Raw genomic sequence first — 22,934 nt, 5'->3', positions numbered from 1 at the left:
CCAATCGGTATGGCAAGACGGCGAACCATTGTTCTACGACGAGATCGGCTACGCCGGACTCTCCGACACCGCCCGCCACTACATCGGCGGCATCTTGCACCACGCGCCCTCCCTGCTGGCGTTCACCAACCCCACCATCAACTCCTACAAGCGTCTGGTCCCGGGCTACGAAGCACCGATCAACCTGGTCTACAGCCAGCGCAACCGCTCAGCCTGCGTGCGCATCCCGATCACCGGCACCAACCCCAAAGCCAAGCGGCTGGAATTCCGCTGCCCCGACTCCTCCGGCAACCCCTACCTGGCGTTCTCCGCCATGCTGATGGCCGGCATCGACGGCATCAAGAACAAGATCGAACCGGCCGCACCCGTCGACAAGGACCTCTACGACCTTCCGGCCGACGAGGCGGCGTCGATCTCGCAGGCCCCCACCACGCTGGCCGAGGTGATGGACAACCTCGAGGCCGACCACGAATACCTCACCGAAGGCGGTGTATTCACCCCCGACGTGATCCAGACCTGGATCAACTACAAGCGGGAGAACGAGATCACCCCCGTCAACCTGCGACCACACCCCTACGAGTTCGCCCTCTACTACGACTGCTGACCGGTGAGCCGGCCCGACTCGCGCTTCTCGGGCTGGCTCACGGTTGATGGGCACCTCCGCGACTAGGCTGCGGGTGTTGGGCCACCTGGCCGTACCACCGCCGGATGCCTCGAGGAGCCGATGAACGCAGACGACGACTTTCTGCGGCAGCGTGTGCCGCAGCAGCAGCAACAGCCGGGGCCTTGGACGCAGCCTCCCCCGCAGCCACAGCAGCATCCGGCGCCTCCGCGGCCCTACCCGCCGCCGGGTCCGATACCACGGCCGCAGCCGGCCCGTGGCTGGCGACGCGTGGTCCTGTCCGCGACGCTGGGGTTGGTCAACCTGGGCCCGTCACCGGCCGAGCGGGAAGAGATGGCCTACCAGATGGCCATCCGATCCCTGCCCAACGGCAGCTACAAGGTCGGCGTACTCGGAAAGGGCGGGGTCGGTAAGACGACGGTGGCGGCCAGCGTCGGATCGGTGTTCGCCGCACTGCGCCGGGCCGACCACGTGGTGGCAGTGGATGCCGACACCGCATTCGGCCGGCTCGGCAGCCGCATCGACCCGCATGCCACCAGCTCCTACTGGGATCTGGCCGCCGACCAGAGCATGCAGTCGTTCGCCGACATCAGTAGCCGGGTGGGCGCGAACGCGGCGGGGCTCTACGTCCTGGTGGGCGAGCCGGCCGCGGGGAGCCGCCGAATCCTTGACGCGGCGTTGTACCGGGAGGCCGCGCTGCGCCTGGACCGGCACTTCACCATCTCGATCATCGACTGTGGTTCGACGATGGACTCGCCGGTGACCCAGGAGGCGCTGCGTGACCTGGACGCGCTGATCGTGGTCTCTTCGCCTTGGGCGGACGGTGCCGGCGCGGCCGCCAAGACCATGGAATGGCTGGCCGACCGCGGCCAGGGTGGACTGTTGCAGCGCACCGTGGTGGTGCTCAACGACTCCGACGGTCATGCCGACCGGCGCACTCGCTCGGCATTGACGGCGCAGTTCCTGCAGCACGGCCAGGCGGTCGTTGAGGTTCCCTTCGACCCGCACCTGCGCCCGGGCGGAGTGATCGACGTGATGAGCGAGATGGCACCGGCGACCCGCCGTCGATTTCTGCAGATCGCCGCGATCGTCGCGCACTACTTCGCGTCCCGACCCCGGGGCCGGGACGCTAAGCCCGGCCGTCCTCAGAGCACGTAGCGCACAACACTCTCGGCGACGCAGGCCGGCTTGGCGTGGCCGTCGATAGACACCGTGGTCGAGAAGGTCACCTGGTGGGCACCGCCACCCACATCGGCGACCTCTACCACGGAAGTCTCGGCCCGGATCCGGGAGCCGACCGGCACCGGAGCCGGGAAGCGCACCTTGTTCAGTCCGTAGTTGATCGCCAGCTTTACCCCGTCGAGGCGGCTGATCTGCGCCATCAGCTGCGGCAGCATGGCCAGGGTCAGGTATCCGTGAGCGATCGTGGTGCCGAAGGGCCCGGTGGCCGCACGCTCGGGGTCGACGTGGATCCACTGATGATCACCCGTCGCGTCGGCGAACAGGTTGACGGCGTCTTGGGTAATGGCCACCCAGTCGCTGTGCCCAATCACCTGACCCTGACATGCAGCAAGTTCATCGATTGATCCGAAGATACGCACGTGCTTTCGCTCCCTTTGCTAATCCGTTGCCACCACGCCACTTTGGCGCAGCTGATTGATCTCGTCGGTGCTCATTGCCAGTCGTGCGGCCAGCACTCGCACGGTGTCGGCGCCCAACGCGGGCGCCGCCACGGCGGGCGGGTGGGCACCGTCGATCGATGCCGGCAGCCCAGCCGCCAAGTACTCCCCCACCCGGGGCTGATGCAGCGGCGCGAACATCGGGTTGTCGCGTAGGCGCTCGTCGGCAGCTACCTCGGCAAAGCTGCGGTAGCGGTCCCACAGCAGCGACGTCCCCGCCAGCGCGGCTTCGATCTGCGCCGCCGGCCGCTCGGCGAACCAGCCACTGAACAATCCGGTCAGCAGGTCGCGGTGACGATAGCGCTGCCCTTCGTCGCCGAAATCGATTCCACGCGCTTGCGACAGTGCCGCAAGTACTTTGGTCGACCCGGTCAGCTCGGCAAGGTCACCGAAGTGCCGATTGGTCAGCGTGACGACCATGAACGTCGCCCCGTCACCGCTGGCGAAACTCTGCCCGTACTGCCCATAGACCGCATTACCGATGCGTTCCCGCCGGTCGCCGTTCACCATGGCCTCGGTGAGGAAACCCAGTGCGCTGGCGGTGCCCAATGCCACGTCCTCCAGCGCCAGCCGGATCCGGCAGCCCTCGCCGCTGTGGTCGCGACGGTGCAGCGCGGCAGACACCGCCAGCGCGGCGTGCAACCCACAGGCGATATCCCAGGCCGGCAGCACGTGGTTGATCGGGGCGGCGTAATCACTGGGCCCGGTGACCAGCGGAAAGCCGATACCGGCATTGATAGTGTAGTCCACCGCGGTGGAGCCGTCAGCCCGTCCGAGCACCTCGAGGTGGATCAGGTCGGGGCGCTGCGCCGCCAGTGTTTCGTAGGAAAGCCCTTGCCGGCCAGCCATATTCGTCAGCAGCACCCCACTATCTGCGATCAGTTGCTGCACCACCCGCTGCCCCTCGGTCGCGCGCAGATCGACGACCACGGAGCGCTTGCCCTTATTGAGGCCCGTCCAGTAGATCGAGGTGCCGTCGGCGGTGACGGGCCAGCGCCGGTAGTCGGCCGCGCCGCCGACCGGGTCGATGCGCACCACGTCGCAGCCCAGTTGCGCCAACGTCATTCCGGCGAGCGGGACGGCGACGAAACTGCCGATCTCGATGACGCGCACACCGGCCAGCGGCCCGGGCGTCTCCGCAGCACTGGCCTGCATGACCTGCCCTTCGTCCATGATTACGTCGACTATATGCCTACCAAAACGCCCATCCGGTCGGTGGCGAGTCCGCGCTGAATCTCAATCGTTGCCGAACCGCGATATGAAAACCCGTGGCGGCGAACAGGTCACGGTGGCGCCGGTGTGTTTGACTCCGTTCAGAAGGGCTAGACCGCACGACATTGGGATGGGACAAGAGCTATGAAGAGCGTTGAGAAGTTGCGTAACGCGGCCAGTCGGCTACCGCGCCGGCTCACGGTCGCGGCGGTGGGGGCCGCGCTGCTGAGCGGCCTCGTCGGGGCTGTCGGTGGTGCGGGTGACGCGTCAGCGTTCTCCCGCCCGGGTCTGCCGGTGGAATACCTGCAGGTGCCGTCGGCGGCGATGGGCCGTGAGATCAAGGTGCAGTTCCAGCCCGGCGGCACCCACGCCGTATACCTGCTGGACGGGCTGCGGGCCCAGGACGACTTCAACGGCTGGGACATCAACACCCCGGCGTTCGAGGAGTACTACCAGTCCGGGTTGTCGGTGATCATGCCGGTGGGCGGCCAGTCCAGCTTCTACTCCGACTGGTACCAGCCGGCATGCGGCAAGACCGGCTGCCAGACCTACAAGTGGGAGACCTTCCTGACCCGGGAGCTGCCCGCCTGGCTGCAGGCCAACAAGAGCGTGTCACCGTTCGGCAACGCCGTCGTGGGCCTGTCGATGGCGGGTAGCTCGTCGCTGACACTGGCCGCCTACTACCCGCAGCAGTTCCCCTACGCGGCAGCGCTCTCCGGCTTCCTGAACCCGTCAGAGGGCTGGTGGCCGACCTTGATCGGGATGGCCATGAGCGACGCCGGCGGCTACAACGCCTCCAACATGTGGGGGCCGTCGTCCGACCCGGCGTGGAAGCGCAACGACCCCATGGTGCAGATCCCGCGGCTGGTGGCCAACCGCACCCGAATCTGGATCTACTGCGGCAACGGCACGCCCAGCGAGCTCGGCGGCGACAACCTGCCCGCCAAGTTCCTGGAGGGCATGACACTGAGCACCAACAAGACGTTCCAGCAGAACTACACCGCAGCCGGCGGCAACAACGGGGTCTTCAACTTCCCGTCCGACGGCACGCACGACTGGCCGTACTGGAACCAGCAGCTGGTCGCGATGAAGCCCGACATCCAGCGCACGCTGGGCGTGGGCGTCGACCCGACCTGATCGACCCCCCCAACACGCCGGCGGCAGTGCAATCCAGCACTGCCGCCGACGTGCTTTTCAGGGAAAGAAGGACGGGCTGGCAGGGAACCCGGGGCGCGCCTGAAGCGGGCGAACGGTCAGCGCCACAACCCGCGGCTGTCGACGTAACGATGGCTGTACCAGGTAGCCATCAGGCAGATGAACGTGGCGGTGGCCAGCATCCAGGTACCGCCGACGAACAGGCTGATCAGGCCACCGAAAGCCGCTCCCGAGATGTACCCGGTCAGCAGCATGAAATTGAAGAACCAGTCGTGAATGGATCCGCCGCTGATATGGCGCTCGATGCCTTGACCCAGCTTCACCACGGTGCCGGTCACGTAGCTCAGGGGAATCGACACTTCGCCGTCACGGACGAACGTGGTGTTCAGCGCGCCTACCCCGAACGCGACGAGCAGAATCGGGAGCAGGGGCACCGGCAGCGCGGGCCCGCCTTCGATCCAGTCGGTCACGGTCGCGGCGAACAGCGACACCGCGGTCAACCGCAACGCCCCGTGGGGCCGGCTGCGCCACACGTGGCGATGGCACAGCGAGGCGATCACCACACCGGAGATGAAGGACACCAGCAGGGCGGCGGCCGAAATCGACATCCACTGGCTGTCGGTGAACAAGCCCAGCGCCGCACGCCCGGCGTTGCCGGTCATGAAGGTGACGAAGTAGCCCTCGGAATGGGTGTAGGCCGTGGCGGCCAGCACACCGGCCAGCCCAGCAAGTACCCACGACAGTCTTGATTCACTGCCATAGCGTTTATCTAGCACACGCGCCTAAGTGAGTCAGCCGACCGGACCCGGAACCAGGGTCACGGTGGCACTGTGTTCGCCGCCGCCCGGGTTACGCCACGTCAGCGTGACGGTGTCGCCCGGGTGGCGCTGGTCAAGTACGTCGGTCAGGTCGGTGGCCGAGTTCACCGGACGGCCGTTGACCGAGGTGATGATGTCGTCCCGGGCGATACCGGTGCCCGCGGCCGGGGTGCCGTCGAGCACCTGCGCGACCCGCGCGCCGCCGTTGCTGTCGACCACGCCGACGCCCATGAACGCCGTCTCACCGATGTGCACGGTGTTCGACGAGATGCCGGCCCGGATCTGGCCGGCGATGGCCATCGCCTGGTCGATCGGGATCGCATAGCCTTCGCCGCCGGGCTGGGCGAACTTGTAGTTGTCCGACGCGGCGGTGTTCATGCCGATCACCTGTCCGGCGGCGTTCACCATCGGACCGCCCGAGTCGCCGGGGCGGATCGCGGTGTCGGCCTTGATCATGTTGGTCAGGGTCTCGGTGCTGCCGGTCAGCTCGTCGGCCGCGGAGACGGTCTGGTTCAGTCCGATGACGCGTCCGGGCACCGCACTCGGCATGCCGCCGTGGCCGCCGGCATTGCCCATCGCGACCACCGGGTCACCGATGGCGACCCGCGCGGAACTGCCGATATTGGCGGCGGGCAGCCCGTCGGCGCCACGCAACTGCAACACCGCGACGTCGTGGCTGCGGTCGAAGCCGAGCACGTCGACCTCGTAGCTCTGGCCGTTGGCAACCGAGACCGCGGTGAGGCCGGTCGCGCCGGCGATGACGTGGTTGTTGGTCAGCACCACGCCGCTGGGGTCCAGCACGATGCCGGTTCCGGCACCGACTGCGCTCTGGTAGCCCATCTGGGCGTCGATGTTGACCACTGCCGGACCGACTTGGGCAACCATCGCCGACGGGTCGAGCGGAGGAGCGGGCAGAGTGGGCGACGCCTGAGCCGGCACCGCTACCAGCCCCGCGGTGGCGACCGCCGCCGTCATCACGCTGAGCAGCCGCCACCGGCCGGGGCGATACGCTCCGCTCATCCGTCATACCTCCTGCAGTCAGGGTCACAGTCCAGGCGGCGTCGACCCGGCACGTCCCGGGATGTTGCAGACGCTGAACTCGCGAAACAAGAATGCCCAGCTTACCGGAACCTCGAGTCGGCCTGGCAAACGCTATACGGCGGCAGTGCAACCGCCGCCGGTTCGCAAGTCTTGTGCTCAGCGCCCGTTGAGGGAAGGCTGAACTCCGGAGGAGGCTGCCATGGCAGACAAGACCGTGACCTCACGAAGTGGCGCTGCTGCCCCGATCGCGGCCACGCCGGCCGCCATCCGCAATGTCGTTCTGGTCGGTCCGGCCAGCTCCGGAAAAACCACGCTGGTCGAGGCGCTGTTGGTGGCCGCCGGGGTGTTGCCTCGAGCTGGTTGCATCGCCGACGGCAGCACGGTCTGCGACTACGACGACGCGGAGCTCCGTGGGCAACGTTCGGTAGGAGTCGCGTGCGCCTCGCTGGCGCACAACGGTGTCAAGGTCAACCTGATCGACACCCCGGGCTACGCCGACTTCGTCGGAGAACTCCGCGCCGGGCTGCGGGCCGCCGACTGTGCACTGTTCGTGATCGCGGCCAACGAAGATGTCGATGACGCGACTGCCGCGCTGTGGCGGGAGTGCAGCCGGGTCGCTATGCCGCGCGCCGTCGTCGTCACGAAGCTGGACCACGCACGGGCCGACTTTCCGGCCCGTCTGGCCGCCGCCCAGGCGGCGTTCGGCGACACCGTGCTGCCGCTGTATCTACCCGCACCGGCCGAGGGCGCCGGCCTGCTCGATCTACGGGCTGTCCAACCCGGCGCCGAGCAGCAGCGCGGCGCGCTGATCGAGGCGATCATCGAGGAATCGGAGGACGAGTCGCTGCTGGACCGCTACCTGGGCGGCGAGCAGATCGACCCGGGGGTGCTCACCGCCGATCTGGAGCGCGCCGTGGCGCGCGGTTCGTTCTTCCCGGTCATCCCGGCATGCAGCGTCACCGGCATCGGCATTCCCGAAGTGCTCGGGCTCATCACGACCGGCTTCCCCGCGCCGCCGGAACGTCTGCTTCCAGAGGTGTTCGACACGAGCGGCGTAGCGCGCACCGGGCTTACGTGCGACCCGGACGGGCCCCTGCTGGCCGAAGTCGTCCGTACGACGTCGGACCCCTACTTGGGCCGGGTCAGCCTGGTGCGAGTGTTCTCCGGAACTATCAAGCCCGACAGCGGAATCCATGTCAGCGGTCATTGCGAGAGTTTCTTCGGCGATGGGACCGGTCGCTGCGACCACGACGAAGACGATCGGATCGGGACCCTGGCGTTTCCGCTCGGCAGACAACAGCGCCCGGCCACAGTCGTGCTGGCCGGAGACATCTGCACCATCGGCCGTCTCAGCCACGCCGAGACCGGAGACACCTTGTCGGACAAGGATGAACCTCTGGTGTGCAAACCGTGGTCGATGCCGGATCCGCTACTGCCCGTGGCGGTCATTCCGCGCGCCAAGACCGACGAGGACAAGCTTGCGGTCGGCCTGGGCAGGCTGGTCGCCGAGGACCCCAGCCTGCGTATCGAACGGAACCCGGAAACCCATCAGATCGTGCTGTGGTGCATGGGTGAAGCCCACTCCGCGATCGTGCTTGACGCGCTGGCCCACCGCTATGCGGTAGCGGTGGACACCGTCGGACTGCGGGTGGCACTGCGAGAGACGTTCGCCACCAAGGCCAAAGGCCACGGCCGTCATGTCAAGCAGTCCGGGGGACACGGCCAGTACGCGATCTGCGACATCGAAGTGGAGCCGCTGACGCAGGGAGCCGGCTTCGAGTTCGTCGACCGCGTGGTCGGCGGGTCGGTGCCCCGCCAGTTCATCCCCAGCGTCGAGAAGGGCGTTCGCGGCCAGATGGAGCGGGGGCTGACCGGCGACGCCGGCGGCGGTTATCCGGTGGTCGACATCCGGGTCACCCTGATCGACGGCAAGGCGCACAGCGTCGACTCCTCGGACTTTGCTTTCCAGATGGCAGGCGCAGCCGCGCTCCGTGACGCGGCAACCAACGCGACGGTGCGCCTGCTCGAGCCGATCGACGACGTCACCGTGCTGATCCCCGACGAACTGGTCGGCGCGGTGATGGGCGATCTGTCCGCTCGCCGCGCTCGGGTGCTGGGCACCGACAAGGTCGGGGCCGACCGAACCTGCGTCAAGGCCGAAGTACCGCAGACCGAGTTGATCAGGTACGCGGTCGACCTGCGATCGTTGACCCACGGCACCGGTTCGTTCACCCGCGGCTTCGCGCGTTACGAACCGCTGTCAGAGTCGGCGGCCGCGCACGCCAGCACCGCCTGATCGCCGCAGAGAGGACGTTCATGTCGACAATCGCCGGGCTGCCCGCCCACGTCCTGCTGCTGCACGTGGTGGTCTCACTGGTCCCGCTCACCGCGGTCCTGCTGATCGTGTGTGCGCTATGGCCTGCGGCCCGACGGCGACTGGTCTGGTTGGTCGTGACGTTCGCCGGCATCACGCTGCTGGTGACGCCGCTCACGGTCACCGCCGGCGAGTGGCTGGCCGACACCGGCAAGTTCGCCCCGTCTCCCGAACTGGACGCGCACATGGCCGCCGGCGAGTACGGCCTCTATATGGCCCTGGGCCTGGCGGTCGCCGCGGCACTGCTGGCCGGGCTGCACGTGGCGCTGTCACGCGGTAGCAATATCGGCTCGCTGCTGCGGCTGGGAATCGTCACCGTGGTGGTCGCACTGGCGGCCGGGTCGATGTTGGCGATCCACAACATCGGCTCGACCGGGACCGAGGCGGCCTGGGGGGACCTGCTCACCGCGTCAGACGACGGCTAAACCTGCGCTGATGCCGTCGCTGTTGGCACAATGGACGGCATGCGCAACGTGAGGCGGGGAATTGTGGCGATTGCCGGGTCGGTGGCCCTGGCTGTCGGGTCGGTCGGGGTCTCGGCCGGAATCAGCGAAGCGGCTCAGACTTCGCCGGCACGGGGGCTGGCCGTCGCGGCCATCGAGCCCGCCGCCGGCTCGGTCGTGGGGGTGGCCTACCCGGTGATCGTGACCTTCAACGGACCGGTCGGGGACCGGGTGGCCGCCGAACGTGGCATCCACATCAACTCCACGGGCAACAATGCGGGCCACTTCGAATGGACGAGCAGCGATGTCGTGCAGTGGGTCCCGGACGGCTACTGGTCACCGCACAGCAAGATCAGCGTCGACGCCCACGGGATGTCGACGGGCTTCGAGACCGGTGACGCCGTCGTGGGACTCGCCGACATCTCCGACCACACCTTCACCGTCAGCGTTAACGGCGAGATCCAGCGGATCATGGCGGCGTCCATGGGTAAACCCAAGCGCCCCACGCCAATCGGTTCCTTCACCGCGTTGTCGAAGGAGCGCACCATCAAGTTCGATTCGCGCACCATCGGCATCCCGCTCAATGACCCCGAGGGCTACCTGATCAACGGCGAGTACGGCGTTCGGGTCACCTGGAGCGGTGTCTACGTGCACTCCGCTCCATGGTCAGTGGGCTCGCAGGGCTATTCGAACGTGAGCCACGGCTGCATCAACCTGAGCCCCGAAGACGCGGCGTGGTACTTCAACTCAGTGCATCTGGGCGACCCGATCATCGTGCAGGCCTAGGGCTTAACGGCTGAAGCGATCGTAGACGCGGTGCGTCTACGATCGCCTTGGCCTTGACCCGGGACGCACCGCGTCAGCAGGCGCCGAGCACCGCTGTGGGCATGTGCGCCACGTAGCGCTGTGCGCGCTGCTCGCGACGCAATTCGCGACGAGCCGCCAGCCGGTTGCGCAGCCGGTTCACGGTGCGGTTGCCCGCCCGGTAGTCCGACGAGCCGTCGAGAGCAAGAACGCTGATGGTGATGAAAGCCATGATTTTCTCCTGCCGGGAAACTCACCGGCCGACGAACCCGGAGGGTCGGCAGAACTCGTGGCTCAGGCCTTGGAAAATCCTTCAGCAAAGGCGCCGAAACCGGTGAGGAACAAATCGATCGTGGAACACGGATACGGATGCGGACCGTCACTAGAACTCACTTCGCCCTCACCTCCTTCCGGCCGGGACACACGGGCATGTCGTGGCAATGACCACCATGGTCCCATCGAATTACGGGACCGTCAAACGCAAACGGGTCGTGGCGGTGCTGGTCGCCGCACTACCGGAGACCAGCACCACCACGAAACCAATTAGCGGACAGTGCTATTCAGTGCTGCACTCAGAGCAGACCGAGCAGTTGCAGATCGGTGACGTACTTGACGATCACCGCCGGCGTCACATGCGGGATGTCGGGATGCTCGGGGTCAGGCCCGATCCCGGCCGACTGCACCGCAGCCCGGAACCTCTCCGTCGGTGCGATCGACCCGCAGATCGGCGGCTGCGGCTTCTGGTAATTGTGCAGCAGCGGCAGCAGCGACACCTGGCGCTGGTTCTCCGGCAGCGCCCGCAACGTGGTCTCAAACCGCTGCAACCAGTCCCCGTAGTCGGCGATCCGCTGGATCGGGTAGCCCGCCTCGATCAGCCAGTCGACGAATTCGTCCATCCCCAGGCCGTCGTCGTACGGGTTCATCACGTGGTAGGTGGTGTACCCGCCGGTCGCGAAGGACCCCAGCGTGGTGGACGCCTCGGCGATGAACTCCACGGGCAGCCCGTCGTAGTGGGCGCGTTGCCGCTGACCGTCGGCGCTGAGTTCGTAGAACGAACCGGGTGCCACGCCGGTGGCAACCAAGCTGAACATCATCCGGGTGAACATGTCCGGCAGGTTCAATTGGCCGGCGTAGCTGGTGTCGGCCAGGATCATGTCGCAGCGGAACACCGCGACCGGCAGGCCACACAGGTCGTTGGCCTCACGCAACAGCACCTCGCCGGCCCACTTGCTGGTGCCGTAGCCGTTGGCGTAGCCGTCGTTGATCGCCCGGACCGCGCTCATCACGCGGACATCGGCGTCCTCGGTGAACTTGCCCAGCGGAATCTGGTCGCCCACACCAATTGTGGAGAAGTAGGTGAACGGCTTGATCTTGCTGGTGAGCGCGACCCGGATCAACTCGGCGGTACCGAGCGCGTTCGGTCCGAACAGCTCGCTGTAAGGCAGCACGTGGTTGACCAGCGCCGCCGGGTCGACGATCACATCGACGGTGTCCGCCAGACGCTGCCAAACATCTTGGTCCAGACCAAGATTCGCCTCGCCCTTGTCGCCGGCGATCACCTCGAGATGCTTGGCGGCAAGTTCGGTGTAGCGGGCCAGCAGCTGCTCGTCTCCACTGTCGAAGACATTGTCCAGCCGTCGGCGGGCGTCCTCGTCGGACTTCGCCCGCACCAGGCAGATCAGCTTTCCGTCCACCGGAGCCAGCCGCTGGAGCCACTCCAGCGCCAGGTAGCGACCCAGGAAGCCGGTCGCACCGGTCAGCAGCACGGTGCGCACCTGCTCCGAGGGGCCGGGCAGCGACGGAGCCGCGGCCAGGGTCGCCTCGTCGAGAAACTTGTCCAGCGTCAGGTCGGCTGCGGCGACTTCGACCGCGTCACGGCCGTGCACCGAGGCGAAGGTCGCTCGTTTGGAGCCGTTGCGCTCGGCGGTGATGTAGTCGGCGATCGCCGCCAGATCGTTTGCCGGGCTGACGATCACGCCCACCGGCACGTCGACATCGAAGATGTCCCGCAGCAGGTTGCCGAACGTCAGTGCCGACAGGGAGTCCCCGCCCAGGTCGGTGAAGTGGGCCTCTGGGCCCAGGTCGCCGGCTGAGGCCCCCAACAGCGCCGCTGCGGCACGACTGACGGTCTCCAGCGCCGGGCGCTGCGCTCCGTGTTGACGTAGTTCGCTCAACTCACTGGCCTGGCCCTCGGCCAACTCGGCGTAGCGGCGCTCCAGGCGATCGCCGTAGTGCGCCTTCAGCTTCGGCCAGGCCAGCTTGCGGATCCCGGTCAGCAATCCGTTCTCCAGCGTGAACGGCTCGGTCTCGACGATGAAGTCACGCGGAACTTCATACGACTGCAGATCGGCGTCTTTGGCCACCTGCTGCAGCGACTCGGCGATACCGGCCTTGAGGACGGCCTCGGATGCGAAGCGCGCCTGAGCTTCCGGGGTCGGGACCACCACGGCCAGTAGGTAGGGCTGGGCACTGTTGCCATAGACGTAGACCTGGCGCACCAGCGGGCTGTTGCCGAACACCGCCTCCAGCTTGGCCAGGGTGACGAACTCGCCCTGCGCCAGCTTGAGCACGTTGTTGCGCCGGTCGACGTAGACCAGGCGGTCCGGTGCGATCTCGGCCACTACGTCGCCGGTCCGGTAGTAGCCGTCGGCGTCAAACACCTCGGCGGTCACCTCAGGACGCTTGTAGTAGCCGGGGAACAGGTTCTCGGTCTTGAGCAGCAGTTCACCGCGCGGGTGCGGGGTATCGGTGCCGAAGTAGCCCAGATCCGGCACATCGGCCAGCTTGTAGTCGAGAACCGGCGGCCGCTGCACTTCGCCGTCGAAGAGCACCATGCCCGCTTCGGTGGAACCGTAGCCGTTGAGCACATGCTGCTCGGTGAGCTGATCCACCCAAGACCGCAGCTCGTCGGAGATCGGCGCCGAGCCGGTCATCGCGAACACGCACCGCCCGCCGAGCAGCTCGGCACGCATCTGCGCCAAGACCTGCGCTTCGGCGGCAGCCCGGTCTCCGCTCACACCGTCGGCTTCGCTGCGGAAGTGTTGGTAGAGCATCTCCCAGATCCGGGGGACGAAGTTCAGTTCGGTCGGGCGAACCAGGGCGAGGTCTTCGAGGAAGGTAGACAGGTCGCTGCGTGCGCTGAAGTAGGCGGTACCGCCGTTGCCGAGAGTGCCGTACAAGATGCCCCGGCCCATGATGTGGCTCATCGGCATGAAGTTCAGCGTGATCGAGACGGCAGTCGGGCCGAACCAGTTCTTGGCCGACCGCACCCACATCCGGGCCAGGTTGCTCTCGGGGTACATCGCACCCTTGGGGGCGCCGGTGCTGCCCGAGGTGTAGACCAGCAGTGCCAGCGGGTTGGGGTCGTCGCCAGCGTCCGCCTGGGCCGAAAAGTCCGGCAAAGACAGCGTGCGGCCCCGTGTCAGCAGGTCGGCGAGCGGCTCGACAACCACCTCGACGCCGGCCAGTCGCGCCCGCGCATCGGCGAGCGCCTCGCGGTGGTCGTCGACCTGCCCGTGGTAGTCGAACACCACCAGGCGGGTGGGGGCCGGGCCGGTCAGTACCAACTCGACCGCATCGGACAGCGAGTCCACACTGGCAGCGATCACCCGGGGCTCGGTCTCGGCCACGATCGGGACCAACGCGCTGATCGCCGCTGAGGTCTGTAGCGGCACCGACACGGCGCCGATCTGGCCCAGCGCCACGTCGATGACCGTGTAGTCGACGCTGGTGAAGCCCAGCACCGCAACCCGGTCGCCGGGCCGCACCGCACCGGCGGACAGGGCGGCGGCCGCGGCGCGGACGCGCTCCCCCAGTTCGGCGTAGGTGATGGTCTCGTAGTGCGGCAGCAGTGCGGCGGCGGTACGGCCGGTGCCCGAATCGGTGACGTACTCGACGGCACGCTGTCCGAGCGCCGGTCGCTCGGCGTAGCCGTCGAAGATGGCCCGGGCGATCTGCGCCGGCCGCGACAGCCCTTCGACAACGGCGGCGACGGCCGGATCGGGTCGGGCAGCGGCGAACTGCGGGTCGGTGGCGACGAGATCGGCGATGCGGCGGGCGAGTTGCTCCTCGTCAGCGGTGGGAGAAACAGGGGACATGTTCAAACCTCTAATAGCTATCGTGGAAAGTGATTTTTGAGGGGCGCATTCTGCGCCGACAGATACTATGTTAGCGAAACTAACTGAAATTTGAACCGCTGAGCTGCTGTGACGTTGCCCTCACGCAGTGTTTGCTGTGACGGTCAGCTCAGCGATTCCTCCAGCCACGGCAGCAGCCACTTCACCCCTTCGGGCGTGAGGTGAATACCGTCGCTGCGGACCTTGATGCCGTCGACTTTGGCGGTATAGGTGCCCGCCGGTCCCAGCTTCTTGTTCAGGTCCATCACCGTGACCGCACTCCGCCCGGAGACCTCGCGGCGCAGCAACGCGTTCCAGCGGTCGACGCGCTCTGGTTTGTCCTCAGGCCACAGGCTGCCGTCGGGCCGCTCGCCGTAACGGCTGTAGGGCACGGTCGTCACCACGACCCGGCTGCCGGCGGACTCCAGCACGTCGAGCGCACGGCGCAGCTCCGCGATCAGATAGGCGTCGAACGTCGGGTCGCCGATGTGCGACCACTGGCCCTCGTTGACTCGGTCCACGGTCTCCCAGCGGCCGACGAACAACAGCACGACGTCGGGCTGGTCGGCCTTGACCTGCCGAGTCCAGCGGGCCGGCCATCCGTCGCATTCCTTGCCCTGATCGATGGTCTTGCCGGCCCAGCGGTACGGACCGGCGCGCACGATGCTGCAGCCGACGACAGTGTGATCGATGAAGTCATAGCCGGGGGTTTCCGGCAGATAGTGCATCAGGGTCCAGCCGATCGAATCACCGAACACCGACACGGTGCGCGGCCGGTTCGGGTCGCGCCGCGCGGGCTGCGGGCGTGGCTTCTTGGCGTCCGAAAGCCGTGCCGGGGGTGAGGGGGACACCGCCGCGGCCGCGGCCACATCCGGGGTCACTCCGTTTTCGGCCGTGGGCCGCTCGACGACCGGGACCACCAGCACGGTGACCGCCACAGCGGTTCCGCTGACCGCCGCCCCCAGCGGCAGCAGCGACACCCGCGCGGGCCGCCACCGCCGGATCGGCTCCTCGATGGCCCACCACGACACCGCCGCCAGCGCCAGCGTGGCGGCGCACCGTACGCCGAACAGCGCCCACCCCGACCAGCCGGTGCGCTGACCGTTGAGCACCAGGAAGACCGGCCAGTGCCACAGGTACACGCCGTAGGAGATGGTCCCCAGCCACACCAGCGGGGACCAGGCCAGCACCCGAGCGACCAGGCCGCTCTGGTGCAGGGCGACCGGGGCGATCACCGCGATCGCGGCGACGGCCACCAGGGTGAGCAGGCCACCGCGGAACTCCGCGGCCGTGCCGGTGGCGCGGTGGACCGCCATCGCCAGCACGCCCAGGCCCAGCAGCGGCATCAGCCGGGCGACCCACAGGGCGCGGCGGCTCCGCACCACCGACCAGCCGGCGGTCAGCGCCGGCCAGTCGCCCACCAGCAGGGCCGCGGCCGCGGCACCGATCAGCAGGGCCTGCGCGCGGGTGTCGGTGCCGAAGTAGACCCGGTCACGGGTGGCATCAGAGGCGAGCATCTCCGCGGCCGTCGCCGAGGCCGCCGCCCCCGCGCTGGCCACCAGGAAGACCGTCAGGCGCACCCCGCCGACGGAAGCCCACCCGCCGCGACGCCGCGCCCGGGCCCCCAGCAGCAGCGCGATCGCGATCAGCAGCAGGGGCCACAGGAAGTAGTACTGCTCCTCGACGCCCAGCGACCAGGTGTGCTGCAGCGGCGACGGGGTGCCGGCCTCGGTGAAGTAGTCCGTGTGCTGAGCGACGAACCGCCAGTTGGCCATCCAGAAGAAGGCGGCGATCGCGTCCTCGCGCAGGCCCACCACCGCCTCCGACGGCAGCAGCTCGTGGGCGATCGCGACGGTCAGCACCATGAGCACCAGCGCCGGCAGCAGCCGGCGGATCCGCCGGATCCAAAACCCGGTGAGGTCGATGCGGCCGGTCCGGCCCAGCTCGTCGATGAGCAGCGAGGTGATCAGGAACCCGCTGAGCACAAAGAACACATCCACGCCCAGGAACCCACCCGAGAGTCCGGGAATGCCGCCGTGGTCGGCCAACACCAGCGCGACGGCTATCGCACGCAGACCATCCAGGGCGTGAATGCCCGGGCGTCGTCGCTCCCGCCGAACCCGGTCCGCGGCGCGCGCGGTGGTCAACCGGGCGGCACGCGGGGCCGGCGCAACCCAGCGGGATTTACCCGAGGTGCGCATCGAGGTGGCCTGGCGAGTCCGGTTCCCGACCGGTCGACTCATGTCATCTTGGTCGCCGTTGGCGCCGATTGGTCGATCCTCTCGCTGGTGGACCACCGAAAGCTTAGGGGGCCACCCGGCGGCTCAGCGGGAGGACACGCTCGTGATCAGGAGACCAATTCGGCAGTGCGCCACCAGATCAGCGCTACCAAGACGCCCAACACCACAAGAACGATTGCGGCCTGAAGTCGGCCCCGGTAGGCCAGCGGCGGGTAACCGTAGACGGAGGCGGTCACCAACCCGGTGATCAGACCGCCCAGGTGACCTTGCCAGCTGATGTTCGGCACGGTGAAGGTGAAGACCAGGTTGATGACAATCAGGGCACCGATCCACCCGACGTCGACGTTCAACCGGCGGCCAAGGACCAAGGTGGCACCGAACAGCCCGAAAATGGCGCCGGAGGCACCAGCCGTTGCGGCGTTCAGCGGCGCCAGCAGATAGGCCGCAACCGAACCGCCCAACGCGCTGAGCAGATACAGCGTGGTGTAGCGCACTCGGCCGAGACTGCCTTCGAGTGCTGGTCCCACCACATACAGCGCCCACATGTTGAGCAGTAGGTGCATCGGACCGTAATGCAGGAATGCCGACGTCAGCAGGCGGTAGATCTGCCCGTCGGCCACCGCCGGCGTCCAGAGCACCAACTCGGACTCCAGCTCGTGCGAGGACAACTGCGCGACGAAGGCCAGCACGCTCAACGCGATCAGCCCGTAGGTGACCACCGGGGTGCCGGTGACGACCCGAGTGAGCACGTTCGTCCGGCGCCCCGGTGCGGCGCCGGCGTGCGCACAGTCCAGGCAGTGCTGGCCGACGGAGGCGCCGCGCATGCAGTCGCCGCAGATGTAGCGGTCGCACCGCGTACAGCGCAGTGCGGTGGACCGGTCGGGGTGCCGATAGCAGACGGTCATGGCTATACCCTCTCAGAGCGCGCTTGCCCGAGCACCGCGGCGTAGATTTCACGCCATGTCGTCTCAAGCTCCGCGCCAAGCGTTCAACGACGTAGTCACCCGGTTTTGGAGCTTCGCCGCTCCCGCCTATGACACCGGATTCCTGCAACGTTGGGTCTATCGCCCGGCCCAGGACGAGCTGATTGCCGCGCTACGGTCGCACAAGCCGGCCCGGGTCGCCGACGTCGCGTGCGGCACCGGCATCCTGGCCGACCGCATCGAACGTGAGCTGTCCCCGGAGGCGGTCTACGGGGTGGACATGTCCGACGGAATGCTCAAGGAGGCGCAAGAGCGTTCGTCGCGCGTGCAGTGGCTGACCGGGCCTGCCGAGCAATTGCCATTTGACGACGGCGCGCTTGATGCGGTGGTCACCAGCTCGGCGTTTCACTTCTTCAACCAGCCGGCCGCGGTACGGGAGTTCTACCGGGTGCTGGCGCCGGGCGGGATGGCGGCGGTCACGGCGATGAGCCCCCGGCTGTCCGACCCACTCGAGGCGCTGACCGGGATCCGGTGGAATCCGGCGCGTCAACCGACGCCCAGCCAGATGCGCACGCTGCTCACCGACGCCGGTTTTACCGTTCCCGACCAGCATCGGGTGGCGCGTCCGGTGTGGACGCTGGTCGTGTCGGATCTGATCACCGTCGGGGTCAAGCCGTAGGCAGCCGGCCGGTGAGGACCCGTCCCCCGTTATTGCGTGGCGGTACCTTCGTTAGGTATGAGATCAATGGAGCTGGCCGGGACGACGGCGATCGCGCTGGCGACCTGGTTCACCGCGGCCGGAGTCGCCGGGGCTGATCCGGCCCCTCCTCCCCCGCCCGCGCCCAAGCAGGTGATCGACACCGACGGCACCTTCGCGGTCGGCAAGGACATCGTGCCGGGCACCTACCGCTCCGACGGCCCCCGCGACGGCAACGCCTGCTACTGGCGTCGAAACAGCGGCGACAAGGTCGTCGACAGCGCGATGACCAAGAAGCCACAGGTTGTGCTGATCGAGCCCAGCGACACCACCTTCCGGACCGACCGCTGCCAGACCTGGCAGTTGACCGAATGTCCGCCCACCTGCGCACCGGTGCCGCAGCAATCGGTGGGCCTGCCCGATGTGCTGAAGGGCTTCGTGCCGCAGGCTCGGCCCCCGGCCCCGGCGCCCGCTCCCAGCGGCGGTTAGCGCTCGAGCCGCCGGCACCCACTCGACGGGGCGCGTAGGGCCGCTTGAGCTGAGCGCCCAATGAAAGCCACCTGAAGTCGCGCCGGGTATTGCGGCTACCGCTGATAGGCCACCGTGGCCGTCAGCTCAGACTCGTTCCGCCTCGGCCAGCAGTAACGTTGCGCCGTCAACCAGCGTTCCGATCACCTCGTCGGTGCTGAAATCACTGAGCCACAGATTCGGGGTGTCGGTGCGATGCAGCATCGCGACACCGTGCAGCGCAACCGACAACGCCGCCGCGATCCGGTCCGAATCGGGATCCGAGTCCGAAACCGGAGTCTCCCCCCGGCAGGCCAGCAACCCTCGGGTTACGACGGCCAGCGCCCGGCGAGCCGCCGGCGGAGCGTGACCATCCTGGGTCATCAGGGCGTAGCGCAGTGGATGCCGCTGTGCGAACGACACGTACACCCGACACCCGATGAGCAGGCGTTCCCGCGGGTCAGTGGCCTGCTGGACGTATTCGGCGATCTCTTCGGAGACCTGAACCCAGCTCGACTCGGCGACCGACTCGAGGACCCGCTCCAGGTCGTCGAAGTGCGCATACACCGACGGCGCTGCGATGCCGGCCTCCCGGGCAATGCGGCGCAGCGAAACCTCCGCCTCGCTGTCCGCGCTATCGATGACCCGGACAGCGGCGGCCAGGATCTCGTCGCGCAGCAGCGCGCCGTGACCTCGCATATTGCGCCGACGAGGGGGAGTGGGCACGCGGTGATCCTAACGGCCTGTGAGTTGTCCCCACCTGCGTTCCGCATAACATCTTCCGCGCAAGTGTGAGCTGGCACCTTTTAACTTTACACGCGTTTATTTACGGTCGTAAGGTTAAGCGTCATGAGGGCAATGGAAAAGCTGCGCGGTCCGCTCGAGCGGCTGTGGATCGCGCTGGTGATCGTGCCGGTCGCCGCGATCGGCGGACTGGTCATCTACCGGCTCCACGGCGTATTCGGCGCAGACGGAGCGGCGGTTGCCCGTGGCGCCGGTGGCGAGATCGTCTCCACCGTGCCGAAGTACGTCACCTATGAGCTCTACGGACCCGAGTCGACGTCGGGCATGGTCAGCTACGTCGACGAGCGCGCCCAGTCCCGGGAGACCCGGTTCCACTCGCTGCCCTGGTCGCTGACCCTGACCACCACGCAGCCCAGCGTGTTCGCCAACGTCATGGCGCAAGGTGACGGCCACGAATTGGGCTGCCGGATCACCGTCAACGGCGAACTGCGCGACGAGCACCAGTCCGATGGCCACAGCGCCGCGGCGTTCTGCGTGGTGAAAGCGGCATGAGCGGCCTCCACAGCCCGACCGGCCCGGGAGCACCGCGGTTCCCGCGGCTGATCCGCGCGTGCGCCATCCCGATCATCCTGTTCTGGCTTGCCGCGGCCGCCGCGACCAATCTGCTGGTGCCGCAACTGGAGAACGTCGGCGCCCGCAACGCCGTCTCGCTCTCCCCGCAGGACGCGCCGTCGGTGATCGCGATGAAGCACATCGGGGAGAAGTTCGGTGAGTTCACCAGCGACAGCGTGCTGATGATCGTGCTGGAGAGCGACGCCGAGTTAGCAGAAGACGCCCACCGCTACTACGACGAGCTGGTGACGACCCTGCGGGCCGACACCACCCACGTCGAGCACGTGCAGGACTTCTGGGGCGACCGAGTCACCTCGGCGGGCTCGCAGAGCGAGGACGGCCGGGCCGCCTACGTGCAGGTGCATCTGGCGGGCAACCAGGGCTCGGCACAGGGTGTGGAATCGGTGGACGCGGTGCGCAAGATCGTCGAGGACTCCGACCCACCAGCCGGTCTGCGTTCCTACGTGACCGGTCAGGCGGCCCTGGTCGCCGACACCAACGAGGCCGGCGACGCCTCGATGGTGAAGATGACCGGTATCACCATGGCCGTCATCGCGGTGATGCTGCTGGTGGTCTACCGCTCGATCGCGACCACGCTGATCGGGCTGGCAGTGGTTGTCACCGAGATGAGCGTGGCCCGCGGACTGATCGCGGTGTTGAGCGATTCCCACGCATTCGCGATCTCGACATTCGTGGTCAGCATCCTCACCGCGCTGGCCATCGCGGCCGGAACCGACTATTGGATCTTTTTGATCGGGCGCTACCACGAGGCACGCAATGCCGGCGAGGACCGTGAGACCGCCCAGAACACAACGCTGTTCAGCGTCAGCCACGTCATCGCAGGCTCCGGCCTGACCATCGCCGGGGCGATGCTGTGCCTGCACTTCACCCGGCTGAACTACTTCAACACCCTGGCGGTGCCCTGCGCTCTGGGCATGTTCACCATCCTGGCGATGGGCTTGACCTTCGCTCCGGCGGTCCTCGCGATCAGCAGCCGCTTCGGGCTGCTGGACCCCAAGCAGGTCGCCAACACCGGCGGGTGGCGCAAGGTGGGCACCGCCGTGGTGCGATGGCCACTGCCGATCCTGGCCGCTGCCAGTGCCGTTGCCGCCGTGGGCGTCCTGGCGCTGCCCGGGTATAAGACCAGCTACGACAACCGGCACTACATCCCGGCCGACGTACCGTCCAACATCGGCTACGCCGCAGCCGAGAAGCACTTCAGCTCCGCGCGGATGAACCCCGACATGCTGATGGTCGAATCCGATCACGACATGCGCAATCCCCGCGACATGCTGGTGCTGGACCGCATCGCCCGCAACATCTTCCGGGTTCCCGGCATCGAACGGGTGCAGAGCATCACTCGGCCGCTGGGCCCGCCCATGGAACATGGATCGGTGCCGTTCCAGATCAGCGCCCAGGGCGTCACGATGGCCGAGAACCTGCAGTTCTTGCGCGCCCGCCTCGATGACACCCAGACCATGGCCGACCAGCTCTCGTCGATGATCACGGTGATGGACCGGCTGCACGGGCTCACCGTGCGACTCTCCGATGCCACCCACGGCACCGACGAGGCGACCCACGACATGGAAGGCACCATGGCCGAGGTCCGAGACCGCATCGCCGACTTCGACGACCAATTCCGCCCGCTGCGCAACTACTTCTATTGGGAGCCGCACTGCTTCGATATCGGCGTCTGCAACGCGTTCCGAGCGGCGTTCGACGCCACCGACGGCTTCGACAAATTGGCGGAGAACACCGCGGCGCTGGCCCAGCAGATGGACCGGGTCGACGAGATCACCCCGGCAATCGCCGATCAGATCCCGCCGATGATCGCCATCACCACCAACATGCGCGACCTGATGTTGACCATGCACAGCAGCTTCAGCCAGGTGGTGACGCAGCTGGAGCAGATGACCGACACCGCCGCGGTGATGGGCCAGGTATTCGACGACGCCCGCAACGACGACATGTTCTACCTACCGCCGGAAGCGTTCGACAGTCCCGACTTCCAGCGCGGGATGGAGTTGATGATGTCGCCGGACGGCTCGGCGGCCCGCATCCTGATCACCCATGACACCGATCCGGCGACCGTCGACGGCATCTCGCACGTCGGCGCCGAACTGCAAGCCGCCAAGGAAGCCGTCAAGGGCACGCCGCTGGCCAAGGCGAAGTTCTATCTGGGCGGAACCGCAGCCACCTACGCCGATATCGCGACCGGTGCGCACTACGACCTGCTGATCGCGGCGATCGCGGCGATCGTGTTGATCTTCGTGGTGATGCTGCTGATCACCCGGGCGCTGGTGGCCTCGATCGTGATCGTCGGCACCGTGGTGCTCTCGCTGGCCTCCTCGTTCGGGTTGTCAGTGCTGTTGTGGCAGTACGTGTTCGGCATCGAACTGCAGTGGCTGGTGATCGCGATGTCGGTGATCGTGCTGCTGGCGGTGGGGTCGGACTACAACCTGCTGGTGGTCTCGCGGATGAAGGAAGAGATCAACAGCGGCACGGCCACCGGCCTGCGCACCGGGCTGATCCGGGCGATGGGCGCCACCGGCAAGGTGGTGACGGCGGCCGGCATGGTGTTCGCCTTCACCATGATCGCGATGATCGCCAGCGACCTGCGGTCTGTCGGCCAGATCGGCACCACGATCGGATTGGGCCTGTTGTTCGACACGTTCATCGTCCGCAGCCTCATCACCCCGTCGATCGCGGCGCTGCTCGGCCGGTGGTTCTGGTGGCCGATCAACGTGCACCGCCGCCCGACCCCGATCACGGCCGTGCCCGCCGCCCGCGCCGAGCGCGCGGCCACCGTGACTGCCGCCGCCGAACAGGAAGACACCTTCACGCCCGCGCCGAAGCCACCGGCCCCGATGGCACCGCCGGCCGTCCCCGCCGGCTAAGGATCTTACTGTTACGCCAAGATATTCTTATTTTTCTTAATTTGTCTGTAT

The 22,934-nt window shown here is 67.4% G+C and carries 18 protein-coding genes and 1 pseudogene; 10 read left to right on the top strand and 9 right to left on the bottom strand.

Annotation, left to right across the window (positions count from 1 at the left end):
- Together EJK91_RS03860 and EJK91_RS03855 are read left to right on the top strand one after the other, a co-directional pair.
- Positions 1–604 (top strand): annotated as a pseudogene (locus tag EJK91_RS03860) (type I glutamate--ammonia ligase); the annotation flags it as partial.
- 120 nt (positions 605–724) lie between these two features.
- Positions 725–1,780, top strand: a complete 1,056-nt coding sequence (locus EJK91_RS03855; RefSeq protein WP_024441676.1) for a MinD/ParA family ATP-binding protein — start codon at positions 725–727, stop codon at positions 1,778–1,780.
- Here EJK91_RS03855 and EJK91_RS03850 read toward each other — a convergent pair.
- The gene (locus EJK91_RS03850) at positions 1,768–2,223 is read right to left on the bottom strand and encodes a MaoC family dehydratase (protein WP_125078299.1); all 456 of its coding nucleotides are present in this window, start codon (positions 2,221–2,223) and stop codon (positions 1,768–1,770) included. The genes EJK91_RS03855 and EJK91_RS03850 overlap by 13 nt on opposite strands.
- An 18-nt stretch (positions 2,224–2,241) precedes the next feature.
- Positions 2,242–3,474 carry a CoA transferase gene (locus EJK91_RS03845; RefSeq protein ID WP_241178616.1) on the bottom strand — a complete coding sequence of 411 codons (1,233 nt, stop codon included), beginning with the start codon at positions 3,472–3,474 and terminating at the stop codon, positions 2,242–2,244.
- Between the two features lie 183 nt (positions 3,475–3,657).
- Here EJK91_RS03845 and EJK91_RS03840 point away from each other — a divergent pair, with 183 nt between their 5' ends.
- The gene (locus EJK91_RS03840; protein WP_024441673.1) at positions 3,658–4,650 is read left to right on the top strand and encodes an esterase family protein; all 993 of its coding nucleotides are present in this window, start codon (positions 3,658–3,660) and stop codon (positions 4,648–4,650) included.
- A 116-nt stretch (positions 4,651–4,766) separates the two neighbouring features.
- On the opposite strand, the gene EJK91_RS03835 is transcribed toward EJK91_RS03840, so the two are convergent.
- A complete protein-coding gene (locus EJK91_RS03835) occupies positions 4,767–5,444 on the bottom strand; it encodes a YoaK family protein (RefSeq protein WP_024441672.1) in 678 nt (225 codons plus the stop codon).
- A 15-nt stretch (positions 5,445–5,459) separates the two neighbouring features.
- Positions 5,460–6,506, bottom strand: a complete 1,047-nt coding sequence (locus tag EJK91_RS03830) for a S1C family serine protease (protein ID WP_046301687.1) — start codon at positions 6,504–6,506, stop codon at positions 5,460–5,462.
- Between the two features lie 220 nt (positions 6,507–6,726).
- Between EJK91_RS03830 and EJK91_RS03825 the strand changes: the two genes are divergently transcribed.
- Genes EJK91_RS03825 through EJK91_RS03815 form a run of 3 tightly spaced genes read left to right on the top strand, consistent with a single transcriptional unit; the run spans position 6,727 to position 10,130 of the window.
- Positions 6,727–8,823 carry an elongation factor G-like protein EF-G2 gene (locus EJK91_RS03825; RefSeq protein ID WP_125078298.1) on the top strand — a complete coding sequence of 699 codons (2,097 nt, stop codon included), beginning with the start codon at positions 6,727–6,729 and terminating at the stop codon, positions 8,821–8,823.
- A 20-nt stretch (positions 8,824–8,843) separates the two neighbouring features.
- A complete protein-coding gene (locus EJK91_RS03820) occupies positions 8,844–9,326 on the top strand; it encodes a hypothetical protein (protein WP_024441669.1) in 483 nt (160 codons plus the stop codon).
- Positions 9,327–9,365: 39 nt separating this feature from the next.
- Positions 9,366–10,130, top strand: a complete 765-nt coding sequence (locus EJK91_RS03815; protein ID WP_046301691.1) for a L,D-transpeptidase — start codon at positions 9,366–9,368, stop codon at positions 10,128–10,130.
- A gap of 73 nt (positions 10,131–10,203) precedes the next feature.
- Here EJK91_RS03815 and EJK91_RS21655 read toward each other — a convergent pair whose 3' ends face one another.
- From EJK91_RS21655 to EJK91_RS03800, 4 genes are all read right to left on the bottom strand, one after another.
- Positions 10,204–10,380: a hypothetical protein gene (locus tag EJK91_RS21655; RefSeq protein WP_155943338.1), complete on the bottom strand. Its 177-nt coding sequence runs from the start codon at positions 10,378–10,380 to the stop codon at positions 10,204–10,206.
- A 340-nt stretch (positions 10,381–10,720) separates the two neighbouring features.
- Positions 10,721–14,245, bottom strand: coding sequence for a carboxylic acid reductase (gene car, locus EJK91_RS03810; protein WP_125078296.1), 3,525 nt, complete (start codon positions 14,243–14,245; stop codon positions 10,721–10,723).
- A gap of 143 nt (positions 14,246–14,388) precedes the next feature.
- Complete coding sequence (locus EJK91_RS03805) at positions 14,389–16,464, bottom strand: acyltransferase family protein (protein WP_036457561.1); 2,076 nt, start codon at positions 16,462–16,464, stop codon at positions 14,389–14,391.
- A 146-nt stretch (positions 16,465–16,610) separates the two neighbouring features.
- On the bottom strand, positions 16,611–17,408 hold the full coding sequence (locus EJK91_RS03800; RefSeq protein WP_024441665.1) for a rhomboid family intramembrane serine protease: 798 nt from the start codon (positions 17,406–17,408) through the stop codon (positions 16,611–16,613).
- A gap of 55 nt (positions 17,409–17,463) precedes the next feature.
- On the opposite strand from EJK91_RS03800, the gene EJK91_RS03795 reads away from it, so the two are divergent.
- Positions 17,464–18,105: a class I SAM-dependent methyltransferase gene (locus EJK91_RS03795; protein WP_125078295.1), complete on the top strand. Its 642-nt coding sequence runs from the start codon at positions 17,464–17,466 to the stop codon at positions 18,103–18,105.
- 66 nt (positions 18,106–18,171) lie between these two features.
- On the top strand, positions 18,172–18,612 hold the full coding sequence (locus EJK91_RS03790; protein WP_024441663.1) for a hypothetical protein: 441 nt from the start codon (positions 18,172–18,174) through the stop codon (positions 18,610–18,612).
- Positions 18,613–18,738: 126 nt separating this feature from the next.
- On the opposite strand, the gene EJK91_RS03785 is transcribed toward EJK91_RS03790, so the two are convergent.
- On the bottom strand, positions 18,739–19,356 hold the full coding sequence (locus EJK91_RS03785; protein ID WP_231384016.1) for a TetR/AcrR family transcriptional regulator: 618 nt from the start codon (positions 19,354–19,356) through the stop codon (positions 18,739–18,741).
- 123 nt (positions 19,357–19,479) lie between these two features.
- On the opposite strand from EJK91_RS03785, the gene EJK91_RS03780 reads away from it, so the two are divergent.
- Together EJK91_RS03780 and EJK91_RS03775 are read left to right on the top strand one after the other, a co-directional pair.
- The gene (locus EJK91_RS03780) at positions 19,480–19,926 is read left to right on the top strand and encodes an MmpS family transport accessory protein (RefSeq protein WP_231384015.1); all 447 of its coding nucleotides are present in this window, start codon (positions 19,480–19,482) and stop codon (positions 19,924–19,926) included.
- Positions 19,923–22,883 (top strand): MMPL/RND family transporter, encoded by a 2,961-nt coding sequence (locus EJK91_RS03775; RefSeq protein ID WP_241178614.1) that lies wholly within the window; start codon positions 19,923–19,925, stop codon positions 22,881–22,883. The genes EJK91_RS03780 and EJK91_RS03775 overlap by 4 nt, the downstream gene beginning before the upstream one ends.
- Positions 22,884–22,934: the final 51 nt, after the last annotated feature.

Source organism: Mycobacterium sp. P7213 (genome assembly GCF_900604305.1).
Lineage (GTDB): Bacteria > Actinomycetota > Actinomycetes > Mycobacteriales > Mycobacteriaceae > Mycobacterium.
This window is presented reverse-complemented; position numbering and strand designations above follow the sequence as displayed.

Excerpts from the sequence above, each read along its gene's own strand:
- EJK91_RS03855 (WP_024441676.1), top strand. The coding sequence starts at position 725 with ATGAACGCAGACGACGACTTTCTGCGGCAGCGTGTGCCGCAGCAGCAG.
- EJK91_RS03845 (WP_241178616.1), bottom strand. The coding sequence starts at position 3,474 with ATGGACGAAGGGCAGGTCATGCAGGCCAGTGCTGCGGAGACGCCCGGG.
- EJK91_RS03840 (WP_024441673.1), top strand. The coding sequence starts at position 3,658 with ATGAAGAGCGTTGAGAAGTTGCGTAACGCGGCCAGTCGGCTACCGCGC.
- EJK91_RS03830 (WP_046301687.1), bottom strand. The coding sequence starts at position 6,506 with ATGAGCGGAGCGTATCGCCCCGGCCGGTGGCGGCTGCTCAGCGTGATG.
- EJK91_RS03825 (WP_125078298.1), top strand. The coding sequence starts at position 6,727 with ATGGCAGACAAGACCGTGACCTCACGAAGTGGCGCTGCTGCCCCGATC.
- EJK91_RS03820 (WP_024441669.1), top strand. The coding sequence starts at position 8,844 with ATGTCGACAATCGCCGGGCTGCCCGCCCACGTCCTGCTGCTGCACGTG.
- EJK91_RS03815 (WP_046301691.1), top strand. The coding sequence starts at position 9,366 with ATGCGCAACGTGAGGCGGGGAATTGTGGCGATTGCCGGGTCGGTGGCC.
- EJK91_RS21655 (WP_155943338.1), bottom strand. The coding sequence starts at position 10,380 with ATGGCTTTCATCACCATCAGCGTTCTTGCTCTCGACGGCTCGTCGGAC.
- car (WP_125078296.1), bottom strand. The coding sequence starts at position 14,245 with ATGTCCCCTGTTTCTCCCACCGCTGACGAGGAGCAACTCGCCCGCCGC.
- EJK91_RS03805 (WP_036457561.1), bottom strand. The coding sequence starts at position 16,464 with ATGCGCACCTCGGGTAAATCCCGCTGGGTTGCGCCGGCCCCGCGTGCC.
- EJK91_RS03800 (WP_024441665.1), bottom strand. The coding sequence starts at position 17,408 with ATGACCGTCTGCTATCGGCACCCCGACCGGTCCACCGCACTGCGCTGT.
- EJK91_RS03795 (WP_125078295.1), top strand. The coding sequence starts at position 17,464 with ATGTCGTCTCAAGCTCCGCGCCAAGCGTTCAACGACGTAGTCACCCGG.
- EJK91_RS03790 (WP_024441663.1), top strand. The coding sequence starts at position 18,172 with ATGGAGCTGGCCGGGACGACGGCGATCGCGCTGGCGACCTGGTTCACC.
- EJK91_RS03780 (WP_231384015.1), top strand. The coding sequence starts at position 19,480 with ATGAGGGCAATGGAAAAGCTGCGCGGTCCGCTCGAGCGGCTGTGGATC.
- EJK91_RS03775 (WP_241178614.1), top strand. The coding sequence starts at position 19,923 with ATGAGCGGCCTCCACAGCCCGACCGGCCCGGGAGCACCGCGGTTCCCG.